The sequence below is a fragment of the Chitinophaga sp. G7 BAM 1005 genome, from assembly GCF_057126945.1.
On the sequence record NZ_CP181478.1, the window covers coordinates 5,009,271 to 5,027,803 of the forward strand.

Sequence of the window (18,533 nt, forward strand, 5' to 3'; positions counted from 1 at the left end):
AAACAGCTTTCACATGTCAAGTCAAAAATATTCCAGGCGGGCATTCATCAGGAAGAATGGCTTGGGGGGATTAGGCTTATTAGCCGCCTCCAGTTTGCTCTCCAATACAACTATCGATGGCACAAATATTAAAGGAAGGCCAGCAATACTGGACGGCAGCGCTATAAGAAAAGGCAAAACCTGGCCCGACTGGCCTATCTGGAACCCGGAAACAGACAGCAGCCGTATTGAAGCAGTTTTAAAAAGTGGCGTATGGTCGCGCGCAACTGTGGTAAGTGAATTTGAAAAAAAATGGGCGGAAACAGTAGGCGCCAGGAGATGTGTAACCGTTGTAAACGGAACAAATGCGTTAACAGTAGCACTTAATCAGCTAGGTGTTACTGTGGGAGATGAAGTATTGGTTCCACCCTATACTTTTATAGGCACTGTCGTTGCTATTATTAACAATGGCGCAATGCCCGTATTTGTGGATACCAACAGGGAAACCTTTCAGATAGATGTCAGCAAAATTGAAGCAAAAATCACCTCCCGAACCAAAGCCATTCTGCCTGTACATGTACTGGGATTACCGGCCGATATGAGTGCGATAATGACTATTGCACGAAAACATAACCTGTTGGTAATTGAGGATGCCTGCCAGGCGCCATTGGCAGAAATCAATAACCAGCAGGTAGGCACATTTGGAAACGCAGGCTGTTACAGTTTTCAAAATTCTAAAAACCTGCCTGTGGGTGAAGGTGGCGCTATTGTGAGCAACAACGAAAACTTCATCGACAAATGTTATTCGTATCACAATTTCGGCTATCCGTATGGTTCTGTTACCGGGACGCCGGACGCCGGCGCCCTGAGACAGGGGAATAAATTGAGATGGACCGAATACCAGGCAGCCATCGGGCTGGCACAACTGGTCCGCTTCCAGGAACAAACCAATCTCCGCAACACAAATGCTGCCTATCTGCGTTCAAAAATTGAATCCCTGCCTGGTATTATCCCTTATAAGCTTTCACCTGGTGTTACACGTCCTACTTTTCACCTGTTTGGGTTCCGGTACCAAAAAGAAGCCTTTGCGGGTTTATCGCGGACCGGGTTTATCAATGCGCTGAATGCAGAAGGCATACCTGCTTCGGCCGGCTATACCCCGCTGAATACACAACCTTATCTAAGCGAAGTATTTCAATCGTCGCTTTATAAAAGAGTATATCCGAAAAAAATGTTGAACATTCAATCATATAACAGCAACAACCATTGCCCGGAAAATGATATACTATGCAATGAAGAGGCGGTATGGCTGTTTCAAAACCTGTTGCTGGGAAACAAATCAGACATGGACGATATTGCAGCGGCTATTGAGAAAACGCATGCCAATGCTGAGCAAATAAAAAAAAGTCTTAGTTAACAGATGGAGTAATTCCTGGAAGTTCCTTCAGAAGTATGTTAAGATGGATGAGTAACGTATTATCCATCTTAACATAGATTTCAGAGACCCGGTTCCCCGTGCCTCAATTCCCCCCTGACATCGTCCGGGTCAGCAATTTAAGATCAAGCACTTTCACTTCAAAAGGCCGCAGCGAAAACTCAACCGGACGCAAAGAAAGCACTGTTTTCTCAACCCGTTGCTGCCTCACATCATATATCTGGTATAGTCCATTAAATGATTCCGGGAGCTGCAGGATATCTTTAAGTGTTACTGTGTACTTAACAGTTTTTGAACCCGGGTTACGCAGCATGATTGCAGCACCATCAGGGTTCCAGGACCCAAAGCCATAAACCTCCCCCCTGGAAGGATTACCACCTATCCAATGTGAGTCTACCAGGATTCCTTTCCTGGAACGCGACCACCTGATAGCCCTTGCCAGTTCATTCCAGTTATTAGTACTCAATTTGTGCGGATTAATATACAATTCCTGCAAACTGGAACCATTACCAAAAAAGGCCCAGATATCATCCGCTATGTAGGCATCATCCATTTCATAGCCCGCGGTAGCCCCGTAACTGGCTATAGTAATGCCGTGAAACATCAGGGAACTTACCGGGCACAAAGGCGCACGGGAGATACAGTTATACACCCCTGCATCCCTGAAGTTCATCCATTGCTGTCGTTTATTTCCCTCTGCTGAAGCGCCATAATCCTCTCCTCCTTTCCATATATTATCGCCCAGGAACAACCAAAACGGCGAAGGCCATGTACCTACTGTCAGGTTTAACCGGACATCCGGCTGCTGCCCCCTTATTTCTTTCATCATGCGTATAAAAGCATGCATCTCCTGGCTGTGCTCACCTGCAGAGCTGGCGTCTTTACCATCGCCAACCCCATCTATCTTAAACAATGCCACTTTATCATACTTAATCAGATCGAGTATGGTTTTCCGGAAGTAATTATAATAAGCGGTATCCGTTAAGGTAAAACCTCTTTCATTAATTTTGTATTGAGGAAATTTTTTCCTGGCAGTTGCCAACCTTTCCACAATGAACTCATCGTATCCGCCCCACGGCGACAACCACGCTCCTGAACGGGCATTATACTGCCCGGCAACTGTATTGATATTCCTGAACCTGTCGGGCATTTTTTTGTTAAACTCCCACATATTATACCAGTCATCCCAGCCGCTATCCCATAAAAAACAATCAAGCGCCGCACCTCTTTTTGCAAGGCTATCGCCCCATGTCCTTACCCTGTCTGTACAATCCTGTTCTGTTAACACATTTAATCCATAGGAGAGATCATACCAGGAATCATAATAAATATAAGGATTGTATGGAGCAGGCCGGCGATGCTCCAGGTAATATAAAAAACCTCTCCTCATCCCATTATCCGGAGTAGTTCCCCATACCATTGTTTCTTCATAATCACCGGTACTATCTGTAACAAAGGGTTGTATAGTCAGGTCAAGTGCCGCATCCTTTTGTCCGGCAGCAAACATGGGATTTTCAATCGCCCAAAAAGTATTCCCGCATATAACCGGAGATCCAGCCACCTTCCCATAAACGACCGGTTTGTATTTCTCCGGGATACTTAGCGCCCGCAGTTCCTTCACGGGGAAATCCGATTGAAAATTATACTGATGAATCACATAGTTTGCCTCATTATACAATATCACCTGCCAGGTTAATTGAAGTGCAGAGGTGCTATCCGTAAAAGAAAAAATCGTCTTAACAAAATTCCCTTTCTCATTCCTTCCTTTCAATTGTTTTACCGGGTGGTTTATACGCAACTGATCCAGTCCAATAGCCGTACCTGACTGTAAGGCCACGTTAAATAACATGGACGGCAAAAAAACAAACCTCCTTTTGTCTCTATAATCGTTGAATGCAACCGTCTGTATTACTCCTTCTCTTACAGCAAATTCAACTGCTAAAATATCGTTATGCAACGAATAGATATCGCTTTTTTTCTCCAGCACCGCCTTTCCCGGATTTACTTCCGCATAGTATACCTGCGCAGGAACAGCTACGGAATAAAACATCAGGCATACTACCGGTAAAACCCTGGTTAACTTAAATATCCTCATCATTAATGATTTTCCATTTTCCATGAAAACATGGGATGTATGATAATTTTTTCGCCTATTCCCACATTGCTGATCCATAGATCATTCCCCTTACGTATAGTCAATTTCCCCGCCGTTTCAATTCCGCCGCCTTCTGTTAACAACGTAATTACACCCTGCGGCTGAAAGCCGGCATCCAGCAGCGTAGCGCCTTTATACAGAGTTGCAAAGGGAAGCGTAGTTTTCGTATAAATTTTCCTGTTATCTATGCTGTCAGCGATTAACCTGCCAATTAACAGATCATCTGAAGTTTTAATTTTCAATATACCGTTCCTATATTCAGCGATGGCCACAGGATGCGCTGTTTTTCTATAAGTATTATAAATGTGCACAATTTGTTGCTCATATTTTGCGGCATCTGTAACGGGCCTGCCGGGGATAATACTGATAGTATTATTTTTAACGTCTACGGCAGATATAATACCTTCCACCACAGATGATCTGAACACCCGTTTTTTCCATTTAAGGAAAGTACCGTTTGTGTAATATACCCGGTGTAGTTTTTTTCCGGCGTCCAGGGTTACTACTGCAGTAGTAGCGTCTGTTTCTATGTCCAACGCAGGAATATACTTCACGGCATTGCCGGTATCATTTATAACAATATCCACAAAATGATCTCTGCTTACTTTCACAGCACGGGCATCTCCGCCCCGAATGGGCAGTCTCTCCAAATGGCTGATAAAGGGAACAGCAGCAAATGGCTCCCATACGCTTGTAAAAATACTTTTTAAAGTGTCCTGTTTGCCGGCGGATTTACCTTGTACCAGCAGGTATTTAATAATATAATCTTTCGCACGTGGTTTGTTAAAAGCGTCCGCTTTAAAAACCCTTTGTTCCTTGTTGGGCAATACATGTATACGTAACCTGGCGCTGCTATCATTGATATGTGCAAATTCCGTAACAGAATAGCTACTTTTCAGCTGCTGCACATTAAACAAGTGCTGATAGCCAGATCCCCGGTACGATCCATAACTGCCGGTGTATCCAGGCGCATTCATTTTTTCATTGTCATATATTTCACCAGGCTTTATATCTGGTCCGGCAAAAGTTCCCGGCTGTATCTCGCTCCATTCTCCCTGAATGGCTTTCTCCGTCCCCGGAGGTCCGTGTAAGGAATAATCGTGCTGATGTCCTCCGGTTACTCTGAAAAAATCAACAAAATAACTCCTTCCTGTATCGGCATCCACCATAACAACATTTCTACGGTACTCGCTAACCTGGCCGTAAGGCAATGTTGAGGCATCCATGCTTCTTGCAAAATCACCATCAGAGAAACCATGCAGGGTTCCTGCTGTGTTGATGTATTGCGCCTGTGCATCTACCACCACAGTGCTATGAGAAACGGTATTCGTGGACCAGGTATAAACTTCTTTTACAAATTCATTCATCGCATCCGGATAACCCAAATCAGGCATCATTTTCTGGCCGTTTGCAAACAATTCCACATTTAAAAAATCCCAATGGTAATGCGTTCCTTTATAGCCATAATTAAATGAAATACCTATGTTATCATTTTTGTTGTTAAGAATCCCCATGCCATATCCTGCCAGCAAACGAGTATTTTCCGGGGCCAGCGCTATTTTTCCCCGAAGCGTATCTTTAATTGCATGTCTGAATAATGACTGGTAGGAATCAAAAGAGTTATCACCGGTTTTATCCATGAACTTCAACCAGTTTAAAAATTCAGGCGTTCCATAATTTTCGTAAGCTACCTGGTAAATATTGCTGTTTAGTCCTACAATGCCTCCCAGGGTACTGCCGGAATCGCCGATATCCGGCGTATATTTTTTTGCGACCACCATCTGCAAAGGGCTTTCAAACATCATTCTCATCCTGGTTTCTCCAAACAGGTCTTTCCCGGCTCTTTTTAACAATGCGCCCAGCACAGCAAGTTTCTCCACTGTTAAAATATTATAACCGGGAGATTCGAGTGGAGTACCATCCCTGAAAATCATGTTATACAAAGCATAGCGAATACCGGTTTGTACGCGGCTTACGCCTGGCTCGTCGACCATTTTATGGATATACTTTTCGGTTTCCATATACTGCCGGGCAAGCAACACATACAATAATGCCGCCTGATGCATACCATAATTCCCCTGTATCTTAAATTCCAGGTATGCATCCAGTGCATCTTCCAGCACATTAGCTTCAACGGCAGCCCTTATTTGCCTGCCCGATTTACCATATAGCTTCTGCAGGGCAACATCTTCATCAATACTATCCCATACGGCGTCATAGGCTTCTGCAATATTTTGTATAAACCCGGTTTCCCAAATGAGGTTAAAAATTTTTCCGTTATATACTGCTCCCTGCTGCTTTAATATGTAACCATATCTGGATTGATTGGCGTGGTCCATCGAAGGATACACTTCTGCCAGTCTGTATAACATTACGGCCGCTTTATGCGCATATCTTTTATCTCCGGTAAGCAGGTACGCCCGGCCAAGGTTCAATATTGCCGGTTCAATATAACTTTTCCATAACCAATGATTAGCATATGCTACAAACCAATAGCGTTCACCATCCGGCGCTATCCAGCCCCAGCCGCTGTCAGTATAGTTGCCATCCCATCCTTTCTTCTGAGTAAAACTGCTCTTATAATATGCTCCATAGTCATTAGACGGATAGGTTTCACCGCCAACAGGACATTTAACCTTAAAAGGCTCGCGGGGATTAATTATCCACGGGTATGTACCTCCCTTTTTGAATACAGCATCGCCATGCTGCGGGCAGCCCAGGGGATTTAAATCAAAAGCGCGGGGAACCACTGCACCTGTCAGCAACGACCTTAAATCTTCATCCTTCCATCCTACCCATTGATTTGCCTCCTGTACAATTTTATCTCTTATATCACCAGCTTTAACATAATGCTGTATGTTGTTCAAAGCTACCTGCACATCTTTCTCTGTGTAAATCATCCGGTTTTGCTTCAACTGGTATCCTGGCTGCCGTTCAGGCTTTGCAACATAAGCAGGAATTTCTGCCGGTTTTCCCTTCTCCTGTGCCAACACACAGGTAGGTATCAATATATGCAGTCCAATAAAAACACCATAAAAAAAACAGGGCTTCATCATTATGCTTATTTTTTTCGCGATATGTTTAATAAGAATACCTGGCATAAAACTAATTATGCCAGGCTCAGGTAAGAGAAAAATTATACAATAACTACCAATTCGGGTTTTGTACCAGGTTAGGATTAAGCGCAAGTTCATTTACAGGGAAAGGCCACAAATAATCTCTCTGAGAATTAAATGAACGGGATGCTCCGCTTTGCGCCAGAATATAATTGTCGGCGGTAAGTTGTGGAGTGGCTGTTCCAAACCCTCCCGGAAAAAAGTAGCAACCTAATATTGGTTTTGGCAGTACAGTTTCTGCAATTTTCCAACGGATAATATCCCAATATCGGAAGCCTTCCATAGCCAGTTCCACTCTCCGTTCTCTTCTTATTTCCTCCCGCATATTCAGGCTATGGGCTGCCACAAAGGCATTTGTAAGATCAGGCAGGCCTGCCCTGGTTCTTAACAAATTGATGGAATTTTTCAAATCGGCATCGGTAATATTTCCATTCAATTCATAGGTTGCTTCTGCATAAATCAACAACACTTCCGCATACCTGATAACAGGCAGGTCGATAAAAGACTGGTTGTTATTAGGCGGCAGCTGATCTGCAGCATTTACGAACTTACGATAGCAGAAACCGGTAGTTTGATACACCAGCTGTGGAAAAGTATATGGCGTATTTTGAAAATACTGGTCTCCTTCTTTCATAACAGATGCAGCCAAACGTGCATCGCGATTTACGAATATTTCGGAGTGACTGGTTGGCGCTACATATAAAGGAGATTTATCCATAGGCAAACCGTCCTTCATAAGATAAGCATCTACAAGGGACCTGGTTGGATTACAGGCTCCGTTGATAATAACACCGATATTGTGACTGAGGATCTGGTCGGTCATGGAGCTACCATATTGCCTTACCAGAATATTCTCGCGATTCTGTCTTCCTTTTCCTGCGTATTGAAACAAATCAAAATAATTGGAAAACAAATCGTGCTCACCACTTTCTATTACGGCTTTTGCCGCCTGCATGGCAATGGTAAGATGAGCGGTTGGATTACCATAGCTATGAAATTTAGCACGGGTACCTTCATACAATGCCACCCTTGCTTTAAAAGCCAAAGCAGCTGTTTTTGAAATGCGGCCGTAGTTAGATCCGGCGCCCAGCGCAGTGGGAGTAGGAAGTATTGCGGCGGCCTCGCTCAGGTCTGAATAAATCAGGCTCACAACTTCTTCACGCGGGGATTTGGCGGCCGTAAGTTCTGCAGCATCCTCTTTCAAGGTAGTTTTTATCAGGGGAACATCTCCATACTTTTGTACCAGTGAAAAATATCCCCATGCCCTAAAGAACTTTGCTTCCGCTATATACCTGTCAACTGTTGCAGGTACCACGCCGGCAGCAACCGCATTAACCGATTTTTCTATGATGTTATTAGCGGCCCTGATTAACTGATATGGTGCGGTAAAATCTGACGATGTTGCCGGGGGTTGCCTTGTTCCTGAACTGATTTCGTTGGCAACCATTGCAAATCCGTCGTCGGACATATTATCCGCAGTAAGTGGCATTGTGGGCAGAAAAGTATATAAATAGTTGGCTGCCGCTTTGAGATCACTTTCACTTTTCCAAAATGACTCATCACTCACAACATTTTCCGGCATTCTATCTATACTACATGATGAGAGCGCCAAAATGAAAAGTATATTTCGAAATTTAAGTAGTTTCATCTTAATGATTGTTTGCTTAAGGAAATACATAACCAATAATCCTAAAAGGTGATATTTAAACCTATAGACATATTTGAGTACAAAGGATACTGGTATCCTTCCTCATTGCTATATTCCGGGCTGAATGCACCTTTAAAAACTCCAAGATCTGACCAGGTGAGCAAATCCTGACCTGTTACAAATACTCTCGCTCTGGATATTTTTATTCTCTGAATAAATGTAGTTGGCAGGGAGTATCCGATCTGCAGGTTTTTCAGGCGGACATATCTTCCGTTTAACACCCATTTATCCGATTTCAGATAGTTATGTCCTCCACCCAGGAACGGTCTTGGAAATGCAGCATTCCTGTTATCTTCTGTCCAATAGTCCTTTTGAAAAGACATTGGATTATTCCATTGTGCATCCTGGGGGTTGATGTATTCGGAACTGGGATAAAAGGTCCTTGAGCCTACTCCCTGGAGGAAAAAGGAGAAGTCAATTCCTTTCCAGGCAAATCCACCGGTAATACCAAAAGTGTATCTCGGCTGGTCTGTTCCCAAATAAACCAGGTCACCATGATCTTCCGGGGTTGCCTTTCCTACATTAATTAATTTATCACCATTAATATCCACATATTTAACATCTCCCGGACCCGTTAAAGCATTTTGAAATGCAGCGTTGTCCACCTCATCAGCAGACTGGAAATAACCGTTGCTTCTATATCCCCAGATAGAGTTAAGCGGATATCCTTCGAGGATATTTACAATGCCGGCTGATATTACTTTCTGCCCTGCATAGTGTAACAGCTTGTTTCTATTGTCTGACAGGTTAAACCCAATATTGTAACTGAAATTTTCATTAAGCTTATTCTTATGCTGAACTTCTAATTCCCAGCCCCATGATTTTAATTCGCCGTTATTTTTCCTGGGTGTGTTTACCCCAAATGTAGACGGCAGCAATTGTGGGGTAAGCATGTTACGATTGTACTTAACGTAGTAGTCAGCTGAAACGGTCAATTTACTTCCAAACAAACCCAGATCCAGGCCGCCATTAGTCGTTTCCACGGTTTCCCATGCCAGGCTGGAAGAAGGGACTACGTTTTGATAAAAGTACATAGCCCTGGCGCCGCCTAAAACAAGCGCATTTGCCCTGGCGAGCATATTCAGGTAATCGTAGTTGCCAATAATACTGGCCAACGCGCTTCCCAGCTGCCCCCATGATGCTCTTAACTTAAGTGCGGAAATCAGTTCTGATTGTGGAAACCAGTTTTCCTTGTTAATGTTCCAGCCTGCAGAAACGGCGGGAAATGCTTTTGTTCTTAAACCGGGCGCCAGTCTTGAGCTTTCATCCACCCTCATTGTGGCCTCAAAAAGATATCTGCCAAAATAGCTATAATTCAGTCTACCGAAATAAGACTGATTCGCATAAGTACTTATAGACTGACTATTGGTTTTGGTAGCGTCATCTCCGAGGTTCAGTGCTGGGATATCATTACTGGCGAGGCTTCTGGCAGTTGAATATACCTGTGAATACCTGTAATCTTCAAACTGATAACCACCCATTATATGAAAATCATGATTTTTCCCGAGGTGTAAATCATAATCCACCAGCAGCTGTACGTTCTTATTGGTAGTTATGTCATTTGTTACTTCATACGAGTTGGGGGTATTCAAATAATAGGTAGGCGTGTAGCGCTGCCAGGTGGTTACAGTTCTATTAAACAAGTCCCTGTCCCCTCTTACATATTGTCCGCCTAATACAGCCCTGGCTTGCAGCCCCTTTACTAAATTAGCCAGCTTAAAGGTTACAACCCCGTCAAAGTTGTTGTTCTTATAGTTATTATAGCCACCTTCTTTCAAATATGCATAAGCCATGTTGGCAGATCCGCCGCCAGCGCCACTAAGCTTTCCTTCCGGAGTAAATATAGGCCACCGCTGCCTGTAACGTAATGTCATATTCATTAAGTAGGAAGCGGGTTGCGAAGAAGCTTCCTGATCTGAGTTTGAATAAGCCATCCTCGCGTCCATAGAAAGATAATCGGTTAATTGCGCGCCAATATTGATACGTGCATTATATCGTTTTAACTTATCGGGCCCAATTTTAAAAGCCCCATTCTGGTCCATAAAACCAAAAGAAGCCATGTAGTTTATCTTATCCGAACCCCCACGGGCAGAAATATTGTGTGATTGCATAGTGGTAAAGTCGCGGATTAACTGATCCACAAAGCTCTTCTGATTGAGATAGATGTATTGGCTGGTATCTGCCGGGTTAACGAAATATTCGACACCCTGCCTGATATATTCCAGTGTAGCTGAATCATAAGAAGGTCCGATACCAGCATTTTTGTTAGACAGGTTTGCAAAAGTAGCTTCATCCAGCAAAGACATTCTTTGTGGGACATCCTGCATCCAGCTTTTTCCATACCTGCCGGAATATTCAAAAACTGTTTTCCCTGATTTCCCTTTCTTGGTGGTAATCAATATAACGCCACCGGCAGCCTGAGCTCCATATATGGCAGCGGCGGCGGCATCCTTCAGCACACTCATGGTTTCAACATCTTCAGGATTCATGGTTTGCAATGTGCTTATAGGAACCGTTACTCCATCCAGGAGTACCAGCGGGTCAACATTACCATTGGCAGAAGTAGCACCTCTGATCTGAAGAGCAACGTTTTCGCTTCCGGGCTGTCCTGAAGTTCGTGTAACAATCAATCCGGGCGAAGTTCCCTGCAACGCACTGGCAAGGTTGCTCACGGGCCTGCCTTCAATAGCTTTAGCATCTATGGTGGAAACAGCGCCGGTAAGGTTCACCTTTTTCTGTGTACCATAGCCAACTACTACTACCTCTCCTAAAGCAGATTCTTTGGAAGATAGCGCAACATCAATTACGTTTCTTGCACCAACTGTTTCCAGTGCGGTGCCATAACCGGTAAAAGAAACAATTAATACGTCGTTCTCCTTCAGCTTTAATCTTAGCTGTCCTTCCGCATTGGTGGTACCACCCGATTTTGTACCCTTTACGATAATGTTCACGCCCAAAAGTGGAGTCCGGTTGGCTCCATCTGTTACCCTAACTGTAACGTCTCTTGAAGTTTGTGCAAACGTGTGGAACGGACTACAGATTGCCGCAAGGGCAATAATGATTAGAAATAAACATCTTTTTGACTTCATCATAAGTCATTAGTTTGGTTGATAAAAAAATAATTACAGATCTCGACTCACAACATTGCACTTAATAATGCAGGCGCATAAATAATTAGACGGAATTACTTTAGTCTTATTGAGATTAAATGTACTCATTTTTTTGCTTACAAATACCACGATATTTAGTATGCAAAATGTGTTATTCACATTAATTTAATCATACATACGTTTAAAGCGAAAAATCACACTGCTATTGAAATACAAATCAAAAAGGTAAATCCAATCAAAATATTTCATGACTTTTCTATGACATATTATCGGTAAAATACTCTTTGCTATCAATTCATGGGACTATAATATGATATATTTATGTACTCATTTCTAAATAATTTTTGTATACTTTATTAGAATAACTATTAACGTATAAACAGAAAGAGACTTCTTAGCCAAATCAGGAGTGAAGATGACCTGCACAGGTATTGTATCCGGGTTTTGGTTTTGAAGATATCTGGCCGATGGTTTATCTCTTAATACGCGGGACAAGAATATGCGCTTGGGCTGCCTGCTACGTTTGTACCAGAAAACAGGTGGGAAGGCCCAAAAAAGCGCCTAAATACCTACCGGGGTAAAACAATGAAAAAGTGCTACTTAAACTACAGTGCTTTTAATACAAATATTTAGGTACCTCTAATATCTTTTCTTCGGGTAGCCAATCCTGAAAAATCAGACACCCTCAAAAACCTGAATAAACCATACAACTCTATACCACAAAGGGGCAGAAGATCTAACCAGAAAACTTATCTTTAAGTTAGATATCTAATCTCAAAATACAATGGAAGAGTTCTTTCTAAAAGTAAATCACTATCACAAGTTAACTCCCGAAGCAGCATTTGCCTGGACACAAATTCTTAAACGGAAAGAATATAAAAAAGGCAGCTTCCTGATTAAAGCTGGTGATATTGCAAGAAATGTTTCTTTCGTTTCCCGGGGTTTGTTTTCTCAGTATTGGTCGGATGAGAATGGAAATGTTTATATTAAACGTTTCTTTTCTGAAGGTTATTTCGCAGCGTCTACAACATCGCTTTTAAGCAGCACCCCGAGTGCTACCACTATCCAGGCATTAGAAAACTCAGCAGTTTGGGAATATGATTTTGGATTATTTAAAGCACTTACCCAGAAATATCAGGATATCGCGGGATTTTACATCCATTACATGGAACGTCATTGGATAATTGAAAAAGAACCAGAGGAAATTAGCTTTAGACAATATACTTCACAAGATCGGTATGAAGACTTCATCAAAAAATATCCTCACCTCGCTAAGCGTATAAAAAAACACCACATTGCTTCATATCTGGGAATTACTCCAACCCAGGTGAGCCGGATATTTTCAGCCAAAAAATAATTTTACACCTATATTCCTGTGTTTCCTCAGCAATGTTGAGGAATTATAAAATAATTTCTATTTCCTCAACAAATGTAAATGTTTAAAAAAAACAGATCCCTCATATTTGTGTCACAACCGTCAGGAAGATGGATTGACACTTTCAGTTGCAACGATCAGTCACTATTTATGTCTTTAGTGTTATCATTTCATTTTTCACCAAATTAAAAAACAAATAATCATGAGCAAGACAAATAAAATTGATGAGTTCTTAAGTAAGCTTAACCATCCTCTAAAAACCGAAATGGAATTGGTCATAAAAATAATCCGTGAAGTCAGTTCTCAAATGGAAGAAGACGTAAAATGGGGCGGCCCGAGTTTTGACTACAAAGAACCAATGGCCACCTTAAATCCAAGGATGATTGATTTTGTAGCTGTAATTTTTCACAAAGGTGAGCTGTTAAATGACAATACCGGACTTCTCGAACCCGGACCTAAAGGCAAAGCATATGCTAAATTCCGATCAATGGAGGAGGTAAAAAAGCACAAAGCTAATCTTCAGAAAATAGTAAAAGACTGGATAAAAATAATGAACAGTTAAATGCGCTTTTACCTTAGTATATTGCCACGATAATCAATTAATATGTATGAACAGCTGACTAAATATATTACAGACAGGGTTCAATTAAGTAAAGCCGATTTGCAGCAGGTACTCTCCTGTTTTAACCTCCTGAAAGCAAAAAAGAATGAGCTGGTAGGAAGAACAGGAGAACCATCAAGACGTATGTTTTTTGTAAACAAAGGATGCTTACGGGTATATTTTATAAAACCCGACGGAAGAGAGGCCACGCGCCGGTTTGCTTTCGAAAATTCCTTCTCTTCTTCGCTAACATCCTTTATTGATGGCGCATCGCTCAAAGAAGATACGCAGGCCATTGAGCAATCGGAATTGCTGTATATTCACCGCGAGGATTTTTACTCCCTGCTGAACACTATTCCTGGTTGGGAAATATTTTATCGTGGTTTTCTTGAATATGCCTATTTAACCAATACCAGGAGACTGGAAGATTTTATTACACTAAATCCACGGGAGCGCTATCAATTACTGCTGAAAGAAAACCCGCAGATGGTGCTCCGTTTACCTAATAAGTTGGTGGCAAATTATCTCAATATTACCCAGGAGGCACTCAGCAGAATAAAATCCGGAATACGATTATTTGATCAGGATCAATAATATAAATATTGGATAGCTGGACTTTTGTAGCTCAATTCAATCAGCTATGCGTATTATAACATTAGAAGAGCACATTGCCTTACCCGATTTTGCCCATGAGATACAGCAATGGCCATTGCCCAAGCCAGCAGTAGAGCAACTCGCTGATATCAGTGACATTCGCTTAAAATCAATGGATGATAACGGTATTGACATGCAGGTATTGTCTGTAATAGGCAGGGGCGCAGAAAGTTTACCAACCCGGGAAGCCCTGAGCTTTGCCACCAGGTACAATGATATCCTTGCCGCAAGAATTGCCGCCCACCCCACCCGGTTTAAGGCATTCGCGCATCTCCCCATGTCTTCTCCGGAAGCGGCGGCAAACGAGTTGGAAAGAGCAAAAGAGGAACATCATTTCTGTGGAGCCCTGATCAACGGGCTTACAAATGGTAAATTCCTGGACCTTCCGGCATTCAGGCCATTACTGCAAAAAGCGGAACAATTGCAGATGCCCCTTTACCTGCATCCCGGCCTGCCACCTGAACCTGTGGCTGAAGCCTATTACAACGATCTACCGGGTTCAACAGGGGTTATGCTTGCATGCGGCGGTTGGGGATGGCATGCTGAAACAGCCCTGCAGGTACTACGTTTGACTATCACCGGAACATTAGACCGGTACCCCCGGTTAAAGATCATCATTGGGCATATGGGAGAGATGATACCTATGATGATGTCCCGGCTGGATGAAAAATTCAACGTTACCAGCACAGGTTACCACCGGCGTTCAGTCAGTCAAACCCTGCGCGATCAGGTACACGTTACTACCAGTGGGATTTTTACCTTACCTCCACTGATGACCGCACTGGGAACTTTTGGTATCGATAATATCATGTTTTCCGTAGATTATCCTTTCAGCACAAACGAAGCAGGAAAGCAGCTGCTGGAAAGCATTCCACTGCCTCCTGAAGAAATAGCGAAGATAACAGGCGGAAATGCGGAGAGATTGCTGGGCCTGTAGATTATTTCGTCTGTTTCGGTATCATCATCAGTGAATCGAACTTTTCGGCAATCGCCCTGGGATCAATCCCGGCGAATTCGCTGACCAGGTAATGCCGCTCATCGTTTGGCGCTAAACCCCACAAATTCGTTCCATCTTCGAAAATCTGGATACCATCACCGCCAGTATTTCCGCTTCACCGAGATTGGCGAAACCGTGGAGCATCGCCAGGGCGCCCACATCATCCACATCGGAGTCCATATCAGTATCGAAAATAATTTTTACGGGCTGCGCTAAAGCGAGATGGCATAGCAGCAGGCTAAGGCTAAGGATCAGCAATCCAATATGTTTCATTTGTTTCATCTTTTCAAACGTGGCACTTTCGTGAAAACAGACGGGCAACCGGGCATTTAGGACCTATCAGCAAAAAAATATTCAATTCAGTGAAAATGAGCGGCTTTTGTCAAAAATGGATTGTTTAATTACCTTTCATGTTTGAAACAAAACACAATGGTATCATATCAGCATTAAGAGAATGAATAAAAGAGCGTTGCTTTCTATCTGTCTTCTTCTGGTTTCTTTTTCCTGCCTGGCGCAAAATCAGGGAGCCTTTGTGGGGTTTGGTAATCTTCCCGTAAAAACCCCTGATTCGTTATTGCAGCATCTGAGGCAGGCTGGTGATATTAAAGCCAAAATGCTTGCCTCACAGTCTTTAACGGCATTCCATGCTGCTCACGGAACAACAGACTCGGTTATCTTTTATTCCAGGCAAATGATCGATGCGGTAAACAATAGTGAGATGAAGGATCACGATAAGCTTTCCTATCAATCCACACTATATCATACCCTGGCGAAAGCTTATAGCGAACAGGGATTACATGATGAAGCACTGCGTTATTACCTGGAAGGTATCAGGTGTGCAGAAGCATTGAACAATAATGCGGCTATCAACGAAAATAAACTGGGTATAGCAAATGTATATTTTGCACGGAACGAATACGACAAAGCGATTGAAGCATACAACGATCTGCTGAACAACTCCCATGACGAACAACTGATACATATTGCGTATCAACAACTGGGTATAATTTACCTGGAGAAAAAAGATCTGCTCACGGCGAAAACGTATACTGAAAAGGCGCTCTTATTTTTCCGGCAGGAACACCAGTTAAAAAACGAGCTTCAAACAAAATTGGCCCTGGGCATTATTGCTGAACTTAATCAGCATACGGAAGAAGCATTTTCCATATACAACGAAGTAAAAAATAATGCAGAGGCCCAGCAGTTTTTCGACATATATATTAACGCAGGACAAAGACTGGGTGATCTGCTTATTATCAACAAAGAATATGAAGATGCCAAACGTTTACTTTCACTGGTATATACAAATGCTATCCAGTGGAACGACATGAAAGCACAGCTGAAAGCGTTGAACAGCCTGCGAACTGTGCATGCAGCCACCGGCGACTATGAAAATGCCTATGCAATAATGACACAGTATCTGGGTATTTCCAGGGAAATGCTAAATCTTCAAAATAAAAAAGAGATCAATGAGCTGGAAATAAAATACCAGACTGTTCAGAAAGAAAAAGAGATATTAAATAAAGAGAACGAACTGCAACACCAGAAAACAATAAAATATAGCCTGTTAATTGGATTCCTGGTGATCCTGTTACCCGTTATCGGCTTGTTGTATATGTATTACCAGAAGTTGCAGGCGCAAAGCAAACTGAATGCAACAATGGATGAAATGAACCAGCAAAAAATGGCTGTGCTGTTAAAAGATAAAGAACTGGCGTTGCTGAAAGCTTCCGTAAGCGGGCAGGAAAAAGAACGAAAGCGGATAGCGGAAGAATTGCATGACAGTATTGGCGGGAACCTTGCCGCCATTAAGCTTCGCCTTTCAAACCAGCATAGTGTGAATGGTTTAAAAGAGTTGATAAAACAGATTGACGACACCTACCTCCAGGTGCGTGATCTTTCGCATGATCTCATTCCGCAAAAATTCAACAATACAGGATTTACAGAACTGATCGCCGGGTATCTCAGGCAATTTGATGTTCCGGGGAATGCTAAGATATCTTTCCAGGCTTATCCCAGGGAAGAAATAGACCTGATTGGAACCACGCTGAAAGTGGAGATCTATAAAATAATACAGGAGCTGATCACCAACACACAAAAGCACAGCCAGGCATCGAAAGTTGAAATACAACTGACGAAGATCGATGGTTTGCTAAAGCTGCTGTTTGAAGACAATGGCAAAGGTTTTTCTGTGGAAACAACCAAACATGGCATCGGGTTCCAGAATATACAGGAGCGGTTAAAATTATTCGAAGGGGTACTTTCTATTGACTCATTCCCATCGAAAGGCACAGTAATAGATATTGAAATATCCTTAAAACCAGAATGGTATGAAGCATAATATTATTCTAGCAGATGATCACAAATTATTCCTGGAAGGTCTTATCAGGCTCATAGAAAAAGAGGGCGACCTGCATGTTCTGTATTATGCACATAATGGAAAACTGGTGATGAATTACCTGGATCAGCATCCGGAGGAGCAGGTAGACCTGGTAATCACAGATATCAGTATGCCGGATGTGGATGGCATAACGCTTAATAATCACATAAAAGAAAAGAGACCGGAAATCAGCACACTGGTGGTGAGCATGCATACGGACAATAACATGATTGATGCCCTTATTCAGCACCAGGTAGATGGCTTTTTATCAAAAAACGCAGATTCCGACGAATTTCTTAAAGCGATTAAAATGATCCTGAAAGGTGAAAAATACTTTTCAGACGCCGTAAAACAGAGTTACCTCAATAGTGCTTTCTATAAGGAAAAAGAAACCCTTGAAATGCTGACCTCGCGGGAAAAGGATGTACTGAAATTAATTGCAGAAGAATATACCACCCAGGAAATTGCCGATAAACTTTTTTTAAGCAAACACACCATTGAAAGCTACCGCAAAACACTTATCCTGAAATTAAAAGTACGCAACCTGGCAGGACTCACCAGGTATGCCGTCAAGCTGGGCTTACTCAGCTAACCCCCTGAAAACAGGGTATTGATTTTCACTGGAAACCATGTTGTTGCCCACAACGTGCAGATCTACCTTTGTTTCAAATAAAACAGCATGATAGTTTTTTTTGGAATAAGGGAAAAGAAGATCGGCCTGGAGCCTGTGCACCAGCACTCCTGTAATCACTGTTCACAAAGGAAAAGTTTGTACATACAAACGAACTGCGTTTACTTCCATGTGTTCTGGATCCCTGCATTCCCCGTTTATAAGAAAACTTACAGCATTTGCAGCAATTGCCGGCAGGCGCTAACCAGCAACGAAATGCCGCCGGACTTACATGCAAAAGCCGGCGACCTCAAAAAACAGGCAAAGATCCCCTGGTACCTGTTTACCGGTTCCGGCCTGGTAATGCTGTTTATCATTTTTGCAATTTTCATTTCTAATACTAAAAAATAATA

Annotated in this window: 13 protein-coding genes; 8 read left to right on the plus strand and 5 right to left on the minus strand. The window is 42.5% G+C overall.

Translation table 11 applies throughout. From position 1 onward, the window contains the following. Nucleotides 1-13 precede the first annotated feature (13 nt). On the plus strand, nt 14-1,396 hold the full coding sequence (locus ACMXI2_RS19970) for a DegT/DnrJ/EryC1/StrS family aminotransferase (RefSeq protein WP_483777830.1): 1,383 nt from the start codon (nt 14-16) through the stop codon (nt 1,394-1,396). Nucleotides 1,397-1,499: 103 nt separating this feature from the next. Here the strand turns inward: ACMXI2_RS19970 and ACMXI2_RS19975 are convergent, their stop codons facing one another. The 4 genes from ACMXI2_RS19975 to ACMXI2_RS19990 all read right to left on the minus strand — a co-directional run bounded on the left by ACMXI2_RS19975 (nt 1,500) and on the right by ACMXI2_RS19990 (nt 11,485). Then, entirely contained in the window at nt 1,500-3,512 is a 2,013-nt protein-coding gene (locus tag ACMXI2_RS19975) for a hypothetical protein (protein ID WP_483777831.1), read from the minus strand. Then, entirely contained in the window at nt 3,512-6,625 is a 3,114-nt protein-coding gene (locus ACMXI2_RS19980; RefSeq protein ID WP_483777832.1) for a heparinase II/III domain-containing protein, read from the minus strand. The genes ACMXI2_RS19975 and ACMXI2_RS19980 overlap by 1 nt, the downstream gene beginning before the upstream one ends. A gap of 91 nt (nt 6,626-6,716) precedes the next feature. Further along, nucleotides 6,717-8,267 carry a RagB/SusD family nutrient uptake outer membrane protein gene (locus ACMXI2_RS19985; RefSeq protein WP_483777833.1) on the minus strand — a complete coding sequence of 517 codons (1,551 nt, stop codon included), beginning with the start codon at nt 8,265-8,267 and terminating at the stop codon, nt 6,717-6,719. Between the two features lie 107 nt (nt 8,268-8,374). Continuing rightward, nucleotides 8,375-11,485 (minus strand): SusC/RagA family TonB-linked outer membrane protein, encoded by a 3,111-nt coding sequence (locus ACMXI2_RS19990; RefSeq protein WP_483777834.1) that lies wholly within the window; start codon nt 11,483-11,485, stop codon nt 8,375-8,377. Nucleotides 11,486-12,287: 802 nt separating this feature from the next. Between ACMXI2_RS19990 and ACMXI2_RS19995 the strand changes: the two genes are divergently transcribed. From ACMXI2_RS19995 to ACMXI2_RS20010, 4 genes are all read left to right on the plus strand, one after another. Further along, nucleotides 12,288-12,860 (plus strand): Crp/Fnr family transcriptional regulator, encoded by a 573-nt coding sequence (locus tag ACMXI2_RS19995; protein WP_483777835.1) that lies wholly within the window; start codon nt 12,288-12,290, stop codon nt 12,858-12,860. A 220-nt stretch (nt 12,861-13,080) separates the two neighbouring features. Next, on the plus strand, nt 13,081-13,440 hold the full coding sequence (locus ACMXI2_RS20000; RefSeq protein WP_483777836.1) for a DUF1801 domain-containing protein: 360 nt from the start codon (nt 13,081-13,083) through the stop codon (nt 13,438-13,440). A gap of 42 nt (nt 13,441-13,482) precedes the next feature. Further along, nucleotides 13,483-14,073, plus strand: coding sequence for a Crp/Fnr family transcriptional regulator (locus ACMXI2_RS20005; protein ID WP_483777837.1), 591 nt, complete (start codon nt 13,483-13,485; stop codon nt 14,071-14,073). Between the two features lie 46 nt (nt 14,074-14,119). After that, nucleotides 14,120-15,070, plus strand: a complete 951-nt coding sequence (locus ACMXI2_RS20010) for an amidohydrolase family protein (protein ID WP_483777838.1) — start codon at nt 14,120-14,122, stop codon at nt 15,068-15,070. Nucleotides 15,071-15,181: 111 nt separating this feature from the next. On the opposite strand, the gene ACMXI2_RS20015 is transcribed toward ACMXI2_RS20010, so the two are convergent. Further along, complete coding sequence (locus ACMXI2_RS20015; protein ID WP_483777839.1) at nt 15,182-15,403, minus strand: hypothetical protein; 222 nt, start codon at nt 15,401-15,403, stop codon at nt 15,182-15,184. A 181-nt stretch (nt 15,404-15,584) separates the two neighbouring features. On the opposite strand from ACMXI2_RS20015, the gene ACMXI2_RS20020 reads away from it, so the two are divergent. The 3 genes from ACMXI2_RS20020 (at nt 15,585) to ACMXI2_RS20030 (ending at nt 18,531) form a co-directional block, all read left to right on the plus strand. Continuing rightward, nucleotides 15,585-17,471: a tetratricopeptide repeat-containing sensor histidine kinase gene (locus ACMXI2_RS20020; RefSeq protein WP_483777840.1), complete on the plus strand. Its 1,887-nt coding sequence runs from the start codon at nt 15,585-15,587 to the stop codon at nt 17,469-17,471. Further along, on the plus strand, nt 17,461-18,102 hold the full coding sequence (locus tag ACMXI2_RS20025) for a response regulator (protein WP_483777841.1): 642 nt from the start codon (nt 17,461-17,463) through the stop codon (nt 18,100-18,102). The genes ACMXI2_RS20020 and ACMXI2_RS20025 overlap by 11 nt, the downstream gene beginning before the upstream one ends. A gap of 87 nt (nt 18,103-18,189) precedes the next feature. After that, complete coding sequence (locus ACMXI2_RS20030) at nt 18,190-18,531, plus strand: zinc-ribbon domain-containing protein (RefSeq protein WP_483777842.1); 342 nt, start codon at nt 18,190-18,192, stop codon at nt 18,529-18,531. Nucleotides 18,532-18,533 lie beyond the last annotated feature (2 nt).